The sequence below is a fragment of the Micromonospora parva genome, assembly GCF_040649675.1.
GTDB classification, from domain to species: domain Bacteria; phylum Actinomycetota; class Actinomycetes; order Mycobacteriales; family Micromonosporaceae; genus Micromonospora; species Micromonospora parva.
In genome coordinates this window covers 328,253-343,565 of record NZ_JBEZFX010000005.1, presented here as the reverse complement: position 1 = coordinate 343,565, position 15,313 = coordinate 328,253, and the positions used below count along the sequence as shown (strand labels likewise).

The window sequence follows — 15,313 nt, the reverse complement described above, 5'->3', positions numbered from 1 at the left end:
CGACACGTGTCCACCGCGAAGGGGATGAGGTAGCCGCATGACGCAGAAGCCACGAGCCGCCGACCCGGGCGAGACCGGGTCGACGCCGGGTGGCTCCGCGCCCACGGAGCAGACCACCGGCGACGGGGAGCGGGTCGTCATCCGTAACAACCGCAAGCTCGTCGACACCGCCGAGCCGGAGGGCACCGCCGCCGACGCCGAGGCCGGCGTGCCGGCCGAGGGCCTGGTCGAGGACGCCGAGGTCGTGGTCGACGAGATCGAGGTCGAGGTCAACGCCACCGACGGGCCGGAACCGTCCGGCCCGCCGGTGGTGGACGCCCCGGCGCAGCCGGTGGACGGCGGCGGCACGGGCACCTCGCTCGGTGCCGAGCTGGAGGCGCTCCGGGCCGAGCTCGACGAGCGGACCAGGGACCTGCAGCGGGTGTCGGCGGAGTACGCCAACTACCGCAAGCGGGTCGACCGTGACCGCAGCCTCGTGCAGGAGCAGGCGACCGGCTCGGTGCTGGCGGCGCTGCTGCCGATCCTGGACGACCTGGACCGGGCCCGGGAACACGGCGACCTGGTCGGGCCGTTCGGCACGGTGGCGGAACAGCTCACCACCGCGCTGGGCAAGTTCGGCCTGAACGCCTTCGGCGAGCAGGGCGACCCGTTCGACCCGACCCGGCACGAGGCGGTCGCGCACCAGACCTCGGCCGACGTCAGCGAGCCGACCTGCGTGCAGGTCATGCGACGCGGCTACCAGCTCGGTGAGCGGCTGCTGCGCCCCGCGCTGGTAGCGGTCGCGGATCCGGAATAGTGCCAGCCAGTGACCAGGCCGTCCCGCCCACCGCGCAGCGGTGGGCGGGACGGCCGGGCCACCAGGGTCGGAAGGAGGTGGACCGGTGAGTTCGAAGGACTGGATCGAGAAGGACTTCTACGCCGTGCTCGGCGTGGACAAGGCCGCCTCCGCGGATGACATCAAGAAGGCGTACCGCAAGGTGGCCCGGGAGTCGCACCCGGACCACAACCCGGGCGACCCGAAGGCCGAGGAGCGGTTCAAGGCCGCGTCCGAGGCGTACAACGTGCTGTCGGACAGCGGCCGCCGCCGCGAGTACGACGAGATGCGCTCGCTCTTCGGCTCGGGCGCGTTCCGGCGCAACGCCCGGGGTGGTGGCCAGCCGGGTGGCATGCCGTTCGACGTCTCCGACATGTTCGGTGGCGGCGGAGGCGGCGATCGCCGCTTCGGAGGCGCCGGCTTCCAGGACCTGTTCAGCTCGATCTTCAGCGGCGGTCAGGCCGGTGGGCAGGCCGCGCCCCGCGGTCCGGCCCGTGGCCGGGACGTGGAGACCGAGGTGGCGCTGGACTTCGGCGACGCGGTGCGCGGGGTGACGCTGCCCCTGACGCTGCGCGCGCCGGGGGTCTGCGACACCTGCCACGGCAACGGGGCCAAGCCCGGCACCCAGCCGCAGACCTGCCCGGTCTGCCACGGTGCCGGGGTGACCACCCGCAACCAGGGGTCGTTCAGCTTCTCCGAGCCGTGCCGCAACTGCCAGGGCGTCGGCACCGTGGTCGAGGAGAAGTGCCCGGAGTGCCACGGCAGCGGCGGTGTCACCAAGACCCGCACCATGAACGTGCGCTTCCCGGCCGGTGTGGCCGACGGTCAACGCATCCGGCTGGCCGGGCGCGGCGAGCCGGGCGAGCGCGGCGGTCCGGCCGGTGACCTCTTCGTGCACGTCAAGGTTCGGCCGGACGAGTTGTTCGGGCGTACCGGAGACGACCTGACGCTGACCGTTCCGGTGACCTTCGCGGAGGCCGTGCTCGGCACGGACCTGCGGGTGCCCACGCTCGACGGCGCGGTGACCCTGCGGGTTCCGCCGGGGACGCCGAGCGGGCGGGTGCTGCGGGCCCGGGGCAAGGGTGTGGTCCGCCGTGATGGGCAGGCTGGTGACCTGCTGGTGACGTTGGACGTGGTGGTGCCGGCCCGGTTGTCCGACGAGGCGCGCACGGCGCTGGAGTCGTTCGCCGAGCAGACTCCGCCGGCGGCCCGGGAACATCTCGACGCACGGGTGCGTCGAGTCAGTTAGTCCGGTGGAGGGGACGCGGAGGTGAGCGGGATGTCGGGCGAGTTCCTCGGTTCGGGCGACCCTGCCTACGACGCCAAGGTGCTGATGATCTCGGTGGCGGCGCGGATGGCGGGGATGCACCCGCAGACGCTGCGCCAGTACGACCGACTCGGGCTGGTGCAGCCCGGTCGAGCGGCCGGTGGCGGGCGTCGTTACAGCGTCCGCGACGTGGTGCTGCTGCGCGAGGTGCAGCGGCTCAGCCAGGACGACGGGATCAACCTGGCCGGCGTCAAGCGGATCATCGGGCTGGAGCGGCTGCTGGAGCAGGCGCAGCAGCGGGTGGCCCGGCTGGAGGCGGAGCTGGACGCCGCGTATCGCCGGGTGGCCGAACTGGAGTCGCTGGCCCGCTTCCCGGGCCGGGATCTGGTGCCGACCAACCGCACCTCCACCGCCCTGGTGGTGTGGCGCCCTCGCCGCACGCCCGATCGCTGACCTGCCGCTCACCCGGAGCTGTCTGCCCGGCCCGGACCGCGCTGGATTTCCCGGCGCGGTCCGGGCCGCTTCGGTTAGCCTGTCGATAAGGGTTCAATCGGCTTAAATCGGACCCACCGGCATGGCGAGGGGGAGCGATGGCGGAGCCGGCGAAGAAGATGGCCCAGCAGACGGAGGACCGGTTGGAGAAACTGGCCGAGACCGTCCGCGAGAAGTTCGACAAGGTCACCGAGGGGACCTACCGGGACCGGATCATCGCGGGCCGGTTCGCCGAAGACGGCGAGCGCGGCGGCGAACCGGGCCGAGCCGAGACGGAACGCAAGCAGGACTGACCGGTGACCGACGTGCGGGCCGGGACCCACGGGGGGTCCCGGCCCGTTCGCCGTCGCCGGGTGCGGGCCGGGACGCGGGGCTTCCGCGCGCGGGGGTCCCGGCCCGTTCGCCGTCGCCGGGTGCGGGCCGGGACGCGGGGCTTCCGCGCGCGGGGGTCCCGGCCCGTTCGTCGTCGCCGGGTGCGGGCCGGGACGCGGGGCTTCCGCGCGCGGGGGTCGCGGCCCGTTCGCCGGTTGGGTGCGGGCCGGGACGCGGGGGTTCCGCGCGGGGGGCGCGGCCCGTTCGTCGCCGGGTGCGGGCCGGGACGCGGGGGCGCAGCGGCGGGGGTCCTATACCGAGCCTTTGGAGCTGAATCGTTTACGACATCACGCTGTGGTCCGCACCTGTCACGTCAGGGACCCCAACCGGTGAATCGTTTGCGACATCAGCTCCACAGCGGCGCAGGAACCAACACCCCGCTGCGCAGACCGCTGGCGATCAGCCCGTTCTCAACCGAGGCGGCGGTTTTCGCGGACCAGGCCGCCCTCGCACCAGTCCCGGTAGACGAAGAGATCCGGTCGGGCCAACAGCACCCGGCCGTTGTGCGCCCAGATCTTCATCAGCTCGTCGCCGTCCCGCTCGGCCTGTTCGACGAGCTTGCGGAAGCGGCGCTTCGGGTGGGCGCGGAAATTCGTCCGGATGCCGTCGGCCGCGTAGATGTACAGGCAGTGCAGCGCGAAACGCCGGGCCGGGCAGGTCGGATCCATCGCTAACTCGAAGAGCGTCAACACCAGTCGGTCGCCGGAGACCAGCAGGTCCCAGTCGGGTGGCATCGAGGCCAACGGCACCGAATCGGGCTTGTACGCCCAAGCTCGCAACTCCGCCGGAGTCGGATCGACGGGGTTGGCGAAGCCGTGGAACGTCGATTCCTGCACGCTCACCGGCCAACCTTCCGCTCTCGCCCGCGTTTTGGCAACGCTGCCTGCGGACCCTGGCTGCTGCGGCGAAACGGTAACCCGCCCACGCTTTGCTGCGGTAGCCCCCATGAGGAGCAATTCCGCAACCGTTGGCGGGAGGGGCATTACGCCCCTCCCGGTGGCCGTCCCGCGGGTTCAGGTGGTGCTCAATGCAGTGGGTCGGGGACCGGTGTCGACTCCCGCCGCTGGGCCGCCGCCCGAGTGCGCAACCACCGCTTGAACCACGGGAAGTCAGGCAGTCGGGCCAGAATCGGTCCGGTCACCACGGTGATCAGGACGTACGTCGCGGCCAGCGCCGCCAACCGTGGCTCGACGCTCCCGGCAGCCACCGCGAGCCCGGCGATGACGATGGAGAACTCGCCTCGGGGTACGAGTGCCAGGCCGGTCCGCCATCGACCGGGTTCCGCGATGCCGACACGGCGGGCGGCGAGGTAACCGGTGAGCGTCTTCGTCCCCATGGTGACCACGGCCAGGGCGAGTGCCGGCAGCAGGACCGGCGGGATGTCCTGCGGGTCGGTGGTCAGGCCGAAGAAGACGAAGAACACCGCGGCGAACAGGTCCCGCAGGGGTGAGAGCAGCTCGGTGGCGTGGTGCGCCACCGGGCCGGAGAGGGCGATGCCGACCAGGAACGCGCCGACCGCCGCCGACACCTGGAGCGACGCGGCGATGCCGGCGATCAGCAGGGTCAGACCGAGTACGCCCAGAAGCAGCGCCTCCGGGTCCTTCGCCGACAGGGCGGCGGAGATGAGGTGGCCGTAGCGGATGGCGAGGACCAGCACGAGCAGTACGGTGCCCACCGCGACGGTGAGCGCGATCCCGCCGCCGAGCAGGCCGGTGCCGGCCAGGACGGCGGTGACGAGCGGCAGGTAGAGAGCCATCGCCAGGTCCTCGATGACGAGGACCGAGAGGATCACCGGGGTTTCCCGGTTACCGAGCCGGCCCAGGTCGGCGAGGACCTTCGCGATCACGCCGGAGGAGGAGACCCAGGTGATGCCGCCGAGTACCAGGGCGGCGACCCAGTCCCAGCCGAGCAGCAGGGCGAACCCCGCGCCGGGCAGCGCGTTGAGGACGCCGTCGATCAGCCCTGCCGGCGCTGCCGAGCGCAGGTTGCCGACGAGTTCGTTGGCCGAGTATTCCAGGCCGAGCATCACCAGCAGCAGGATGACGCCGATCTCGGCGCCGACGGCGAAGAACTCCTCGCTGGCGTCCAGCGGCAGCAGCCCGCCGTGCCCGAACGCCAGCCCGGCGAGCAGGTAGAGGGGGATGGGAGAGAGGCCGAAGCGCCGGCTGAGCCGGCTGAGGAGCCCAAGCAGCAGCAGCAGCGCACCGACTTCGATGAGCAGCGTGGTGAAATCGTGCATCCGCCTCAGCCGTCCGGGTCACTGTCGGCGAGGATGGCGGACACGCCGTCGAGACCCCTGCGGGTCCCGACAACGACCACCACGTCGCCGGCCGCGAAGCGGAAGGAGGGGAGTGGCGAAACGATCACTTCGCCTTCGCGCAGCACTGCCACGATGGAGGCGCTGGTGCGGGTACGCGCCTTGGTGTCGCCGAGCTTCCGGTTGACGTACGGCGACCCGGCCGTGATGGCGATCTGCTCGGTGAGCAGACCGGCGGCCTGCTCGCGGAGCCCGGAGAGCTGACCGAGCATCAGCGACGCACCGAGAATGTCGGCCAGTGCCTCGGCCTCGTCGTCGGTCAGCGGAATGTCCGACTGACAGGCGTCGGGGTCGTCGGGGTCGTAGAGGACGAGATCACGGCGGCCATTGCGGTGGGAGACAACGCCCAGGCGGCGTCCGGACTCCGTCACCAGATCGTGACGTACCCCGATCCCGGGTAAGGCGGTCTGCTCGACACGTACTCGCACTCACCCAGGCTACCGCTTCGTGAACAGAAGACAGATCTTGGAGGGAGCAGGCCCAACCGTGGGTGATCGACTCGGCCTTCACGATGTCGGGGTGTCCGGACAGCCCGGACACCCCGACCCTCAGCGAACCGAGTCGATCAATTCGGTCGGCGGAGGCTGGCGAAGAACTCGCTGATGTCGGTGACCAGCACCTCGGTGGCCTGGTGGGCTGCGTAGTGGCCGCCGACGTCGCCCCGACCGGCGACGTCGGTCGCGTACGCCGTCCACCGGACGATGTTCGCGTGGTCCCGTTCGGCGAAGCGGCGGATGGACTGGAAGTCGCCGGGGAACATGGCCAGCGCGGTCGGAGCGGTGGTCGGCCCGGCCGGCGGCTCGCCGGCGTGCGCGTCCTCCCAGTAGAGCCGGATCGCCGAGGCGGCGGTCCCGGTGAACCAGTAGAGCGCGACGTTGGCCAGGATGAAGTCGGCGTCCAGGCTCTCGTCGAAGAGTTGGGCGTTCCAGGCGAGCAGCCCCACCGGTGAGTCGGCCAGCCCGAACGCCAGGGTCTGCGGCTGCTGACTGTGCACCTGGTTGAAGGAGAACTTGTTCTCGTAGAACCACTGGAGGTGCCCGAGCGCCGCCTGGTCCGCCTCGGAGAGCCCGGCGAACTCGGCCGGGTCGCCGGAGGGGAACGAGAAGAGCTGGGTGACGTGGACGCCGAGCACCCGCTCCGGATCGATCCGGCCCAGCTCCGGCGCGATCATCGAGCCGGCGTCGTTGCCGACCGCGCCGTAGCTGTCGTACCCCAGGCGGTTCATCAGCTCGGCCCAGGCGCGGGCGATGCGGAACCGGTTCCAGCCGGCGTTGCGGGTCGGGCCGGAGAAGCCGAAGCCGGGCAGCGACGGGATGACCACGTGGAAGGCCGGCGCGTCCGGGTCGGTGGGCTCGGTGAGCGGGGCGATCACGTCGAGGTATTCCAGCACCGATCCGGGCCAGCCGTGGGTGAGCACCAGCGCGGTGGCGTCCGGCCGGGACGAGCGGACGTGCAGGAAGTGGATCTGCTCGCCGTCGATCTCGGTGACGAACTGGGGGTGGGCGTTCAGGCGGGCCTCGACGGCGCGCCAGTCGAACTCACCCCGCCACCTGTCGACGAGGGCGCGGACCCGCTCGGTGCCCATCCCGTAGGAGTCGCCCGCGCCGGGCAGGTCGGCGGGCCAGGTGGTGCGGCCCAGCCGGGCGGCCAGGTCGTCGAGGGCGGTCTGCGGGATCTCGACGCGGAACGGGCGGATCGCGGTGTCGCTCATGCCGGAACTCCTTCGGAACGGAATGTTTCGTTCTGCAATCACAGTAGCAGAGCGGAACGATCCGTTCCACTGTTAGGCTGACGACATGTCATCGACTTCCGGCAAGACGCTGGGCGGTCGCCGCGCCCAGGCCGCCCGCAATGACGAGGTCATCCTCGAAGCCGCCCGCGCCGTCTTCCTCGACGACCCGAAGGCCCCGATCGCCGCCGTCGCCGACCGCGCGGGCGTCGGCATCAGCGCGCTCTACCGGCGGTACGCGGGCAAGGAGGACCTGCTGCGTCAGCTCTGCCACGACGGGCTGCGCCGGTACGTCGCAGAGGCCGAGACCGCCCTCGCCGAGCCGGACGACTGGGCCGCGTTCACCGGCTTCCTGGGCCGGATCGTCGACGCTGACGTGCACTCGCTCACCGTCCACCTGGCCGGCACCTTCACCCCGACCGAGGAGATGGGGCGGGACGCGGTGCGCGCCGGTGAGCTGGCCAGCGCCCTGGTCGACCGGGCACGCGCCAGTGGGCGGCTGCGCCCCGACGCCGTCGTCCAGGATCTGGGGTTGCTGTTGGAGGCGTGCGCCGCGGTGCGCGTACCCGATCCGGAGCGGACCCGCCAACTGCGCCGCCGGCAGCTCGCGGTCCTGCTGGCCGGCCTGTCGGCGGTGCCGGACGCGGACCCGCTGCCCGGCCCGCCGCCGGCGGCCGGCGAGTTCGACTGGCGGTGGCGGCGCCGGGAGTGATGGGCGTCACGCGCTAAGGTTGAGCGGAATACGCTCAACTCTGGTTGTGTCCAATCCAGTGGACAACGCCGATCCGGGGGAGCCCATGAACACCGAAAGACTCACCACCAAGAGCCGGGAAACCATCACGGGCGCCGTCGCGTTGGCCAACCAGCGTGGTCACGCAACAGTGGAGCCCTGGCACCTGCTCCTGTCACTCCTGGACACCGACGGTTCGACAGCCACCGGTCTGCTGCGCGCCGTCGGGGCCGACCCGACCGAGCTGCGCCAGGCCGCCCAGCGTGCTGTCGACAACCTGCCTGCCGCCCGCGGCTCCAGCATCGCCGAGCCGACGTTGGCTCGGGAGTTCGTCAACGCCATCGGCGCCGCCGAGCAGATCGCCCGGCCGCTGGGCGACGAGTACACCTCCACCGAGCACCTGCTCGCCGGCCTGGCCCGGGTGGGCGGGGCGGTGTCCGGCGCGCTGAAGACCGTCGGCGCCACCGAGGAGGCTCTGGTCGCCGCCTTCCCGACCGTTCGCGGTGGGGACCGTCGGGTCACCACAGCCGACCCCGAGCAGACCTACCAGGCCCTGACCAAGTACGGCGTCGACCTCACCGCCAGCGCCCGGGACGGCAAGATCGACCCGGTCATCGGGCGGGACTCCGAGATCCGTCGGGTCATCCAGGTGCTCTCCCGGCGTACCAAGAACAACCCGGTGCTGATCGGCGAGCCCGGCGTCGGCAAGACCGCGATCGTCGAGGGTCTGGCCCAGCGGATCGTCACCGGCGACGTGCCCGAGTCGCTGCGCGACAAGAAGCTGATCTCGCTGGATCTCGGCGCGATGGTCGCCGGCGCGCAGTACCGCGGGCAGTTCGAGGAGCGGCTGAAGTCCGTCCTGGAGGAGATCAAGAACTCCAACGGGCAGGTCATCACGTTCCTCGACGAGCTGCACACAGTCGTCGGCGCCGGCAAGGGCGAGGGCTCGATGGACGCCGGCAACATGCTCAAGCCGATGCTGGCCCGTGGTGAGCTGCGGATGGTCGGCGCCACCACGCTTGACGAGTACCGCGAGCACATCGAGAAGGACCCGGCGCTGGAGCGCCGCTTCCAGCCGGTGCTCGTCGGTGAGCCGACCATCGAGGACACCATCGGCATCCTGCGCGGGCTCAAGGAGCGCTACGAGGTGCACCACGGCGTACGGATCACCGACGCCGCGCTGGTCGCCGCCGCGACCCTGTCCGACCGCTACATCACCGACCGGTTCCTGCCCGACAAGGCGATCGACCTGGTCGACGAGTCCGCGTCTCGGCTCCGGATGGAGATCGACTCCCGGCCGGTCGAGGTGGACGAGATCGAGCGGGCGGTCCGCCGGTTGGAGATCGAGGAGATGGCCCTGGCCAAGGAGCCGGACGCCGCCTCCGCCGAGCGACTGGAGCGACTGCGCAAGGAGCTGGCCGACAAGCGCGAGCAGCTCACCGTGCTCTCCGAGCGCTGGCAGACGGAGAAGAGCCACATCACCAAGCTCTCCACCGCCAAGGAGGAGTTGGAGCGCCTCGGTGGTGAGGCCGAGCGGGCCGAGCGGGACGGCGAGTTGGAACGTGCGGCCGAGCTGCGCTACGGCCGGATCCCCGCCCTGAAGGTCGAGCTGAAGCAGGCCGAGGAGGAGCTGGCCCAGCTCCAGGCCGACGGCGCGATGCTCAAGGAGGAGGTCGGCGCGGACGACATCGCCGCTGTGGTCGCCTCCTGGACCGGCATCCCCGCCGGCCGCCTGCTGGAGGGTGAGACGGCCAAGCTGCTGCGGATGGAGGAGTCGCTGGGCGGCCGGGTGGTCGGCCAGGGCGAAGCGGTCGGCGCGGTCTCCGACGCGGTACGCCGCGCCCGCGCCGGCATCGCCGACCCCGATCGGCCGACCGGCAGCTTCCTCTTCCTCGGCCCCACCGGCGTCGGCAAGACGGAGCTGGCCAAGGCCCTCGCCGAGTTCCTCTTCGACGACGAGCGGGCGATGGTCCGCATCGACATGAGCGAGTACGGCGAGAAGCACTCGGTCGCGCGCCTGGTGGGTGCGCCGCCCGGCTACGTCGGCTACAACGAGGGTGGTCAGCTCACCGAGGCGGTACGCCGACGGCCGTACTCGGTGGTGCTGCTGGACGAGGTGGAGAAGGCCCACCCGGACGTCTTCGACGTGCTGCTCCAGGTGCTCGACGACGGGCGGCTCACCGACGGCCAGGGCCGCACTGTCGACTTCCGCAACGCGATCCTGATCCTCACGTCCAACCTCGGGTCGTCGGTGATCAGCGATCTGACCCTCGCCGACGAGCAACGCCGGGAGGGTGTGCTGGCCGTGGTCCGGTCGCACTTCAAGCCGGAGTTCCTCAACCGGCTGGACGACATCGTGGTCTTCGCCTCGCTGCGCGGGGACGACCTGCGCTCCATCGTCGACATCCAGTTGGACCGGATGCGGCGGCGGTTGGCCGACCGCAGGTTGGGCCTGGAGGTCACCGATGCGGCCCGGGACTGGCTCGCCGAGCACGGCTACGACCCGATCTACGGCGCCCGTCCGCTGCGCCGCCTGGTGCAGACCGCGATCGGCGACCAGCTGGCGAAGGCGCTCCTGTCCGGCCAGATCCGCGACGGCGAAACGGTAAAGGTCGACCGCACCCCGGAAACCGGAACCCTCTCCATAACCCCCGCCTAATCCCCACCCCTCAACGCCGTGATCAAGAGGTTTGCGTCAGGTTCGCGTCTTCGCATGACGCAAACCTCTTGATCAACAGGGTGGGGCGGGGGTGGACGGGGAAAGGGGTGGGGCATGTTTGGGATTGGTAGGAAGTGGGAGCGGGACCTTGGTGCGGCCGCCGACGAGTTGGCGGCGGCTGACACGCTCGCCTTCGGGGGAGTTGGCCTCGCCGGCACGTTGTTGCCGGTGACGGAGGCGTACGAGCGGGTGTCGGCGGCCCTCGACGACCACCCCGAGGAGGTCCGCCGCCAACTCGACCGGGTGCTTGCCGACGGCACACCCGCTGGCCGGGCGTACGCGGCCACGCTGCTGGAGCGTGTCGACCCGGCGGCGGCCCGAGCGGCGTGGACGTCGCTGCGGGACGACCCGAGCGAGTTCACCACCTTCGTCGGCTGCGTCATGGACCGCGAAACCCTGGGCACCTACGCCAGCCGGCGGCTCGCCGCCGCCTGAGCCATGCGCAGCAGGCGGCGGCACCGGTGCCGTCGGTAGCTGAGCTGTCGGTCACGGTACGGGTCCCGCTGGTGCCGAAGGTTGTTACCGTCTGCGCCGACGAACCTGGGGAGGTAGTCGGGTGAACGCGCTGGTGACGTACCTGGCGGCGGCGCTTGCCGTGCTCGTGGTGACCGTGCTCCTGTTCGTCGCGCGGGCCCGCCGGACAACCCGGCCCGGCGGCCTGCCGCCGTCCGTCCGGTCAGCGGGCGGCCCGGCGCAGTCGCCGCGCGGTGGCCCGCTCCGCCTGACCCCCGGGGACCGCGTGCGGATCCGCGAGCGGGAGTACGCGGTGAGCGCCACCATCCGCCTGGTCGAGGGTGACTGGAGCTGGGTGCAGCACCTGCTCGACGACGGATCCGGCACCCGCCACCGGCTCTCCGTGGAGGACGGCCCCGAACTCGAGCTGGTGTTCTGGACCGCCGAACCGAGTGCCACCGTCACGCCGGGCGCCCCGACCATCGAACTCGGCGGGCGGCGCTTCACCTGGGCCGAGACCGGGCAGGCGCGATACACCGCCACGGGCGAGACCGAGCTGCCGTCGACCGGCACTATGCGCTACCACGACTACCAGTCCGGTGGCGCCGCGCGGCTCTCCTTCGAGGCGTACGGCGAAGAGGGCTGGCGGGTTTCCCGCGGTGACCTGCTCGGGCCCGCCGACCTGACGATCCACCCCACACCCGAGCTCCGCTGAGCTGGACCGGTGGGCGCGCCGGGCTCGTCGCGACATGCCGAACTGGCCGGTTGTCGATACGGTGTGGGCGCGATCTTAGGGAAGGAGAATCGTGGTCGATTCCCAGCGCACACCGGCCCGTCAGCGGCCATCCATTGTGTCGATTTCCAGTTACCTGCTCTTCCTGTTCCTGGCACTCCAGGTGATCAGCCTGATCATCACGCTCAGCACCTTCGGCAAGACGCGGGACGCGATTCGTGACGCGTATGCGGACAGCACCGCCGAGGGCGCCGACCAGGTGGCCGACGTCTTCGCCGTGATCGGCATCGGCGGCAGCGTCGTGCTGCTGCTGCTCGCGGTCGTGTTGGGCGTGCTGGCCCTCTTCAACAACCAGGGCCGCAACGGCGCCCGGATCACCACCTGGATCGTCGGCGGCATCATGGTCTGCTGCGTCGGCGGTGGCCTGCTCAGCAACGCGGCCGGCGGTCTCAACGCCGGTGGCGGGACCGGCGGCGACGGGCCCAGCCCCGAGGAGCTCCAGCGCCGCCTGGAGGAGGCCCTGCCCTCCTGGGCCACCCCGGTCAGCCTCCTGCTCAGCGTGCTCAGCCTGATCGCGCTGCTCACCGCGCTGATCCTGCTGGCGCTGCCGAAGGCGAACGAGTTCTTCCGCAAGCCCACCGCGGCCTGGGAGCCGCCGACCCCGGGTGCCAGCTACCCGGGCTACCCGCAGGCGCCGGGTCAGCCCGGCTACCCGCAGGCCTCCGGCGAGCCGGGCTATCCGTCGAGTGGGGAGCCGAGCTACCCGCCGCCGGCAGCGGACCGGCCGGACGCGACGCCGCCCACGGACCGGCCGGACGACACGCCGCCCACGGACCGGCCCGGGTCAACCCCGCCGTCGACGAGCTGACGGCTCGATAAGCACGACGCCGACGATCCCTCCGAGTAGGTTGCAACCCGACGCCTACCGGAGGGATTCGTCGTGTCGTACCCGGATTCGCCACCGGCCCGCCGGCCCGCCGCCGTCCTGTCGGCCGCGTCCGTGCTGTTGGTGATGGCGGTCGCCGCGCTCGCGTACGCCGTGGTCGATCTGGTGGTGCTGGGCGCGACGGTCGACGCGTTCCGTTCCGCCGCCGGCAACACGTCGGCGAGCCCGGAGCAGATCGACGACGTGGTGACCCTGCTCCGCGCCTCCATGGTGCTGTCGGCGGTGGTGGCGGTGCTCTCCGCGCCGCTGCTCGCCGGCCTGGCCCTCGGGCTGCTGGCCGGTCGCAACGGCGTGCGGGTGGCGACGTGGGTGGTCAGCGGGCTCGGCCTGCTCGCCGGCTGTTGCAGCGTGGCGGTGGTCGTCGGCGAACGGGCCGCGCCACTGCGGCTGGGCTCGGGCGAGCAGGCTCTCGCCGAGTTGCTGGGCCTGATCGGCGACGCGTACCCGTCCTGGTGGATTCCGCTCAACGCCGGGCTTTCCGTCGCACAGGGGCTCGGTTACCTTGTAGTAGCTACGCTGCTGGCGCTGCCCGCAACGAACAGCTGGTTCGGCCGCCACCGCTCGGCCACGCCAACCGCACCGCCCACGTTCACGCCCGCCCCGCACCAGCCCGCGCCCCCGTTCCCGCCCAGGTGAGGACCGCCACGTGACGCTCGACCCCACCACCGCCGAGCGGCGAGCCCTGATCACCGGGGCCACCGCCGGCATCGGCGCGGCGTTCACCCGGCGACTGGCCGCCGACGGCTGGCACCTGGTGCTGGTTGCCCGAGACGAGGCGCGGTTGAGTGAGCTGGCCACCGAGTTGGGTTCCGCGTACGGCCGCGAGGTGGAGACGATCCCGGCCGATCTGTCCACCGACGACGGATGTGCGACGGTGGAGCGGCGGCTCGCCGAGGGCAGCCCGGTGCACCTGCTGGTCAACAATGCGGGCATCAGCCTGAACAAACCGTTCCTGCGTTCCACGGCCGAGGACGAGGCACGACTGTTGCGCCTCAACGTGCACGCGGTCATGCGGTTGACCCTCGCGGCGGTTCGACCGATGACCGAACGGCGAAATGGGGCAGTGATAAATGTCTCTTCGGTCGCCGGTTTCGGTACGGCCATGCCCGGCTCGACCTACTCGGCCAGCAAGGCGTGGGTGACCAACTTCAGCGAGTCCGTCGGCCAGTCGACGCGGCCGTTCGGCGTTCAGGTGATGGCTCTCTGCCCCGGCTACACCCGCACGGAATTCCACCAGCGGGCCGGCATCAACATGTCCAAGACGCCGGAGTGGCTGTGGCTGCGAGCCGAGGATGTGGTCGACGAAGCCTTGCGTGACCTGCGCAAAGGCAAGATGGTCAGCATCCCGGCGTGGAAGTACAAGGTGGTCGTCGCCGGTATGCGACACGCGCCGCGCCGACTGCTCCAGGCGGTCGCCCGGGACACCCGCGGCCGGATCGGTCGCGACGAGCGCTGAGCTTCGACAGGCCCGTCGGCCCCGAGCCGGCGGCGGGACGGCGTTGGCGCGCCGCTGTCAGACCAGTCGCTGAGCGTAGTCGAACATCGCCAGTCATCGGTTCCCCCCGGGGCTGATCAGGGTGGACCCCGCACACGGCGTTCAGAGTTGCGCAGTAACCTCTATCGCCATGGGGGACCACGACGACCTGCGTAAATTCATTACCGACCTGGCTGTGGTCCATGGCCGGGTCGTGCTCTCGTCGGGGCGCGAGGCAGACTGGTACGTGGATCTGCGGCGCGTCACGCTCCATCACCGGGCCGCTCCTCTGGTCGGCCGGGTGTTGCTGGACCTCACCGCCGACTGGGAGTTCGACGCGGTCGGGGGCCTCACCCTTGGTGCGGACCCGGTCGCCCTCTCGATGCTGCACGCCGCCGCTCCGACCGGCCGGGCCCTGGACGCCTTTGTGGTGCGCAAGGCGGGCAAGGCCCACGGTCTTCAGCGGCGGATCGAGGGGCCCGAGGTGGCCGGCCGCCGCGTGTTGGCGGTGGAGGACACCTCCACGACGGGCGGAAGTGTTTTGACCGCTGTCGAGGCGCTTCGCGAGGCCGGGGCGGAAGTCGTGGGTGTGGTGGTTATTGTTGATCGAGGCGCCGGCGACGCGGTGCGAGCCGCCGGATTGCCGTACCGGGCGGCCTATACGTTGGCTGACCTCGGCCTTGTGGCGTAAAAGTCTGCCGATTCGGATCTGCTGATATGCAGGCGGATCGATGCTGCTGGTGGAAGGATGGAATACGTGGGAACTGCGTTGGCCGAAATGACTATGCCTCAGATCTCGCCGCTAAACGGCGAGCCGATCGAACGTGCCGATGCCGAGCGTCTGGCCGGGGTCCTCAAGGCCCTTGCTGACCCTGCTCGGTTGCGGCTGCTCAGCCTGATCCAGTCGGCCCCCGAGGGCGAGGCGTGCGTCTGTGACCTGACCGCACCGCTCGGCCTCTCTCAGCCGACGGTCAGTCATCACCTGCGTATCCTCACCGAGGCCGGCTTGTTGCAGCGGGAGAAGCGCGGTGTCTGGGCGTACTACAGCCTGGTCCCGAGTGCGATCGCGACGATCGCCGACCTGCTGACCCCGCCGCGTAAGCGAGCCACCAAGAAGGCTCGCTGACGTAGGCATCACACGCCGCCCCGAGCCGGGGCGGCGTCCGGTGGCGAGCCAGGGGTGGCGCCACCGGTGGTTGACACCTGCTCGTCCCCGGTCGCACCGCCGGAGGCCGGGTTCGACACGCTGACGGCCGACCCCCTCGCC

At 71.1% G+C, this 15,313-nt stretch carries 17 protein-coding genes; 13 read left to right on the top strand and 4 right to left on the bottom strand.

Annotation, left to right across the window (positions count from 1 at the left end; translation table 11 throughout):
- The first annotated feature begins 37 nt into the window (after window positions 1-37).
- The 4 genes from grpE to AB0C03_RS15385 all read left to right on the top strand — a co-directional run bounded on the left by grpE (window position 38) and on the right by AB0C03_RS15385 (window position 2,866).
- Window positions 38-796, top strand: coding sequence for a nucleotide exchange factor GrpE (gene grpE, locus AB0C03_RS15400; protein ID WP_210866380.1), 759 nt, complete (start codon window positions 38-40; stop codon window positions 794-796).
- A gap of 85 nt (window positions 797-881) precedes the next feature.
- Window positions 882-2,063 (top strand): molecular chaperone DnaJ, encoded by a 1,182-nt coding sequence (gene dnaJ / locus AB0C03_RS15395; protein ID WP_030332085.1) that lies wholly within the window; start codon window positions 882-884, stop codon window positions 2,061-2,063.
- Between the two features lie 30 nt (window positions 2,064-2,093).
- The gene (locus tag AB0C03_RS15390; protein ID WP_357637234.1) at window positions 2,094-2,534 is read left to right on the top strand and encodes a heat shock protein transcriptional repressor HspR; all 441 of its coding nucleotides are present in this window, start codon (window positions 2,094-2,096) and stop codon (window positions 2,532-2,534) included.
- A 137-nt stretch (window positions 2,535-2,671) separates the two neighbouring features.
- The gene (locus AB0C03_RS15385) at window positions 2,672-2,866 is read left to right on the top strand and encodes a hypothetical protein (protein ID WP_030332091.1); all 195 of its coding nucleotides are present in this window, start codon (window positions 2,672-2,674) and stop codon (window positions 2,864-2,866) included.
- A gap of 489 nt (window positions 2,867-3,355) precedes the next feature.
- Here AB0C03_RS15385 and AB0C03_RS15380 read toward each other — a convergent pair whose 3' ends face one another.
- The 4 genes from AB0C03_RS15380 to AB0C03_RS15365 all read right to left on the bottom strand — a co-directional run bounded on the left by AB0C03_RS15380 (window position 3,356) and on the right by AB0C03_RS15365 (window position 6,973).
- Window positions 3,356-3,787 carry a hypothetical protein gene (locus AB0C03_RS15380; protein WP_030332093.1) on the bottom strand — a complete coding sequence of 144 codons (432 nt, stop codon included), beginning with the start codon at window positions 3,785-3,787 and terminating at the stop codon, window positions 3,356-3,358.
- A 182-nt stretch (window positions 3,788-3,969) separates the two neighbouring features.
- Complete coding sequence (locus tag AB0C03_RS15375; RefSeq protein ID WP_030332095.1) at window positions 3,970-5,184, bottom strand: cation:proton antiporter; 1,215 nt, start codon at window positions 5,182-5,184, stop codon at window positions 3,970-3,972.
- 5 nt (window positions 5,185-5,189) lie between these two features.
- Entirely contained in the window at window positions 5,190-5,690 is a 501-nt protein-coding gene (locus AB0C03_RS15370; protein WP_030332098.1) for a cation:proton antiporter regulatory subunit, read from the bottom strand.
- Between the two features lie 137 nt (window positions 5,691-5,827).
- Entirely contained in the window at window positions 5,828-6,973 is a 1,146-nt protein-coding gene (locus AB0C03_RS15365; RefSeq protein ID WP_030332100.1) for an epoxide hydrolase family protein, read from the bottom strand.
- A gap of 85 nt (window positions 6,974-7,058) precedes the next feature.
- On the opposite strand from AB0C03_RS15365, the gene AB0C03_RS15360 reads away from it, so the two are divergent.
- The 9 genes from AB0C03_RS15360 (at window position 7,059) to AB0C03_RS15320 (ending at window position 15,172) form a co-directional block, all read left to right on the top strand.
- Entirely contained in the window at window positions 7,059-7,703 is a 645-nt protein-coding gene (locus AB0C03_RS15360; RefSeq protein ID WP_030332102.1) for a TetR/AcrR family transcriptional regulator, read from the top strand.
- Window positions 7,704-7,788: 85 nt separating this feature from the next.
- Window positions 7,789-10,380, top strand: coding sequence for an ATP-dependent chaperone ClpB (gene clpB, locus AB0C03_RS15355; RefSeq protein ID WP_210866382.1), 2,592 nt, complete (start codon window positions 7,789-7,791; stop codon window positions 10,378-10,380).
- A gap of 114 nt (window positions 10,381-10,494) precedes the next feature.
- Entirely contained in the window at window positions 10,495-10,875 is a 381-nt protein-coding gene (locus AB0C03_RS15350) for a hypothetical protein (protein WP_030332106.1), read from the top strand.
- 121 nt (window positions 10,876-10,996) lie between these two features.
- A complete protein-coding gene (locus AB0C03_RS15345; protein ID WP_210866383.1) occupies window positions 10,997-11,608 on the top strand; it encodes a DUF4178 domain-containing protein in 612 nt (203 codons plus the stop codon).
- 136 nt (window positions 11,609-11,744) lie between these two features.
- A complete protein-coding gene (locus AB0C03_RS15340) occupies window positions 11,745-12,494 on the top strand; it encodes a hypothetical protein (protein ID WP_357637228.1) in 750 nt (249 codons plus the stop codon).
- Window positions 12,495-12,566: 72 nt separating this feature from the next.
- Window positions 12,567-13,208: a hypothetical protein gene (locus tag AB0C03_RS15335; RefSeq protein WP_030332119.1), complete on the top strand. Its 642-nt coding sequence runs from the start codon at window positions 12,567-12,569 to the stop codon at window positions 13,206-13,208.
- A 10-nt stretch (window positions 13,209-13,218) separates the two neighbouring features.
- Window positions 13,219-14,028 (top strand): SDR family NAD(P)-dependent oxidoreductase, encoded by an 810-nt coding sequence (locus tag AB0C03_RS15330; protein ID WP_210860001.1) that lies wholly within the window; start codon window positions 13,219-13,221, stop codon window positions 14,026-14,028.
- 169 nt (window positions 14,029-14,197) lie between these two features.
- Window positions 14,198-14,737, top strand: a complete 540-nt coding sequence (gene pyrE, locus AB0C03_RS15325) for an orotate phosphoribosyltransferase (RefSeq protein ID WP_112586136.1) — start codon at window positions 14,198-14,200, stop codon at window positions 14,735-14,737.
- A 57-nt stretch (window positions 14,738-14,794) separates the two neighbouring features.
- Window positions 14,795-15,172, top strand: coding sequence for an ArsR/SmtB family transcription factor (locus AB0C03_RS15320; RefSeq protein ID WP_030332125.1), 378 nt, complete (start codon window positions 14,795-14,797; stop codon window positions 15,170-15,172).
- Window positions 15,173-15,313: the final 141 nt, after the last annotated feature.

What these genes read in the sequence shown, in the direction of transcription:
- AB0C03_RS15360 (WP_030332102.1), top strand. Translation starts at nt 7,059, where the DNA reads ATGTCATCGACTTCCGGCAAGACGCTGGGCGGTCGCCGCGCCCAGGCC.
- AB0C03_RS15385 (WP_030332091.1), top strand. Translation starts at nt 2,672, where the DNA reads ATGGCGGAGCCGGCGAAGAAGATGGCCCAGCAGACGGAGGACCGGTTG.
- AB0C03_RS15365 (WP_030332100.1), bottom strand. Translation starts at nt 6,973, where the DNA reads ATGAGCGACACCGCGATCCGCCCGTTCCGCGTCGAGATCCCGCAGACC.
- grpE (WP_210866380.1), top strand. Translation starts at nt 38, where the DNA reads ATGACGCAGAAGCCACGAGCCGCCGACCCGGGCGAGACCGGGTCGACG.
- AB0C03_RS15375 (WP_030332095.1), bottom strand. Translation starts at nt 5,184, where the DNA reads ATGCACGATTTCACCACGCTGCTCATCGAAGTCGGTGCGCTGCTGCTG.
- AB0C03_RS15320 (WP_030332125.1), top strand. Translation starts at nt 14,795, where the DNA reads ATGGAATACGTGGGAACTGCGTTGGCCGAAATGACTATGCCTCAGATC.
- pyrE (WP_112586136.1), top strand. Translation starts at nt 14,198, where the DNA reads ATGGGGGACCACGACGACCTGCGTAAATTCATTACCGACCTGGCTGTG.
- clpB (WP_210866382.1), top strand. Translation starts at nt 7,789, where the DNA reads ATGAACACCGAAAGACTCACCACCAAGAGCCGGGAAACCATCACGGGC.
- AB0C03_RS15350 (WP_030332106.1), top strand. Translation starts at nt 10,495, where the DNA reads ATGTTTGGGATTGGTAGGAAGTGGGAGCGGGACCTTGGTGCGGCCGCC.
- AB0C03_RS15390 (WP_357637234.1), top strand. Translation starts at nt 2,094, where the DNA reads ATGTCGGGCGAGTTCCTCGGTTCGGGCGACCCTGCCTACGACGCCAAG.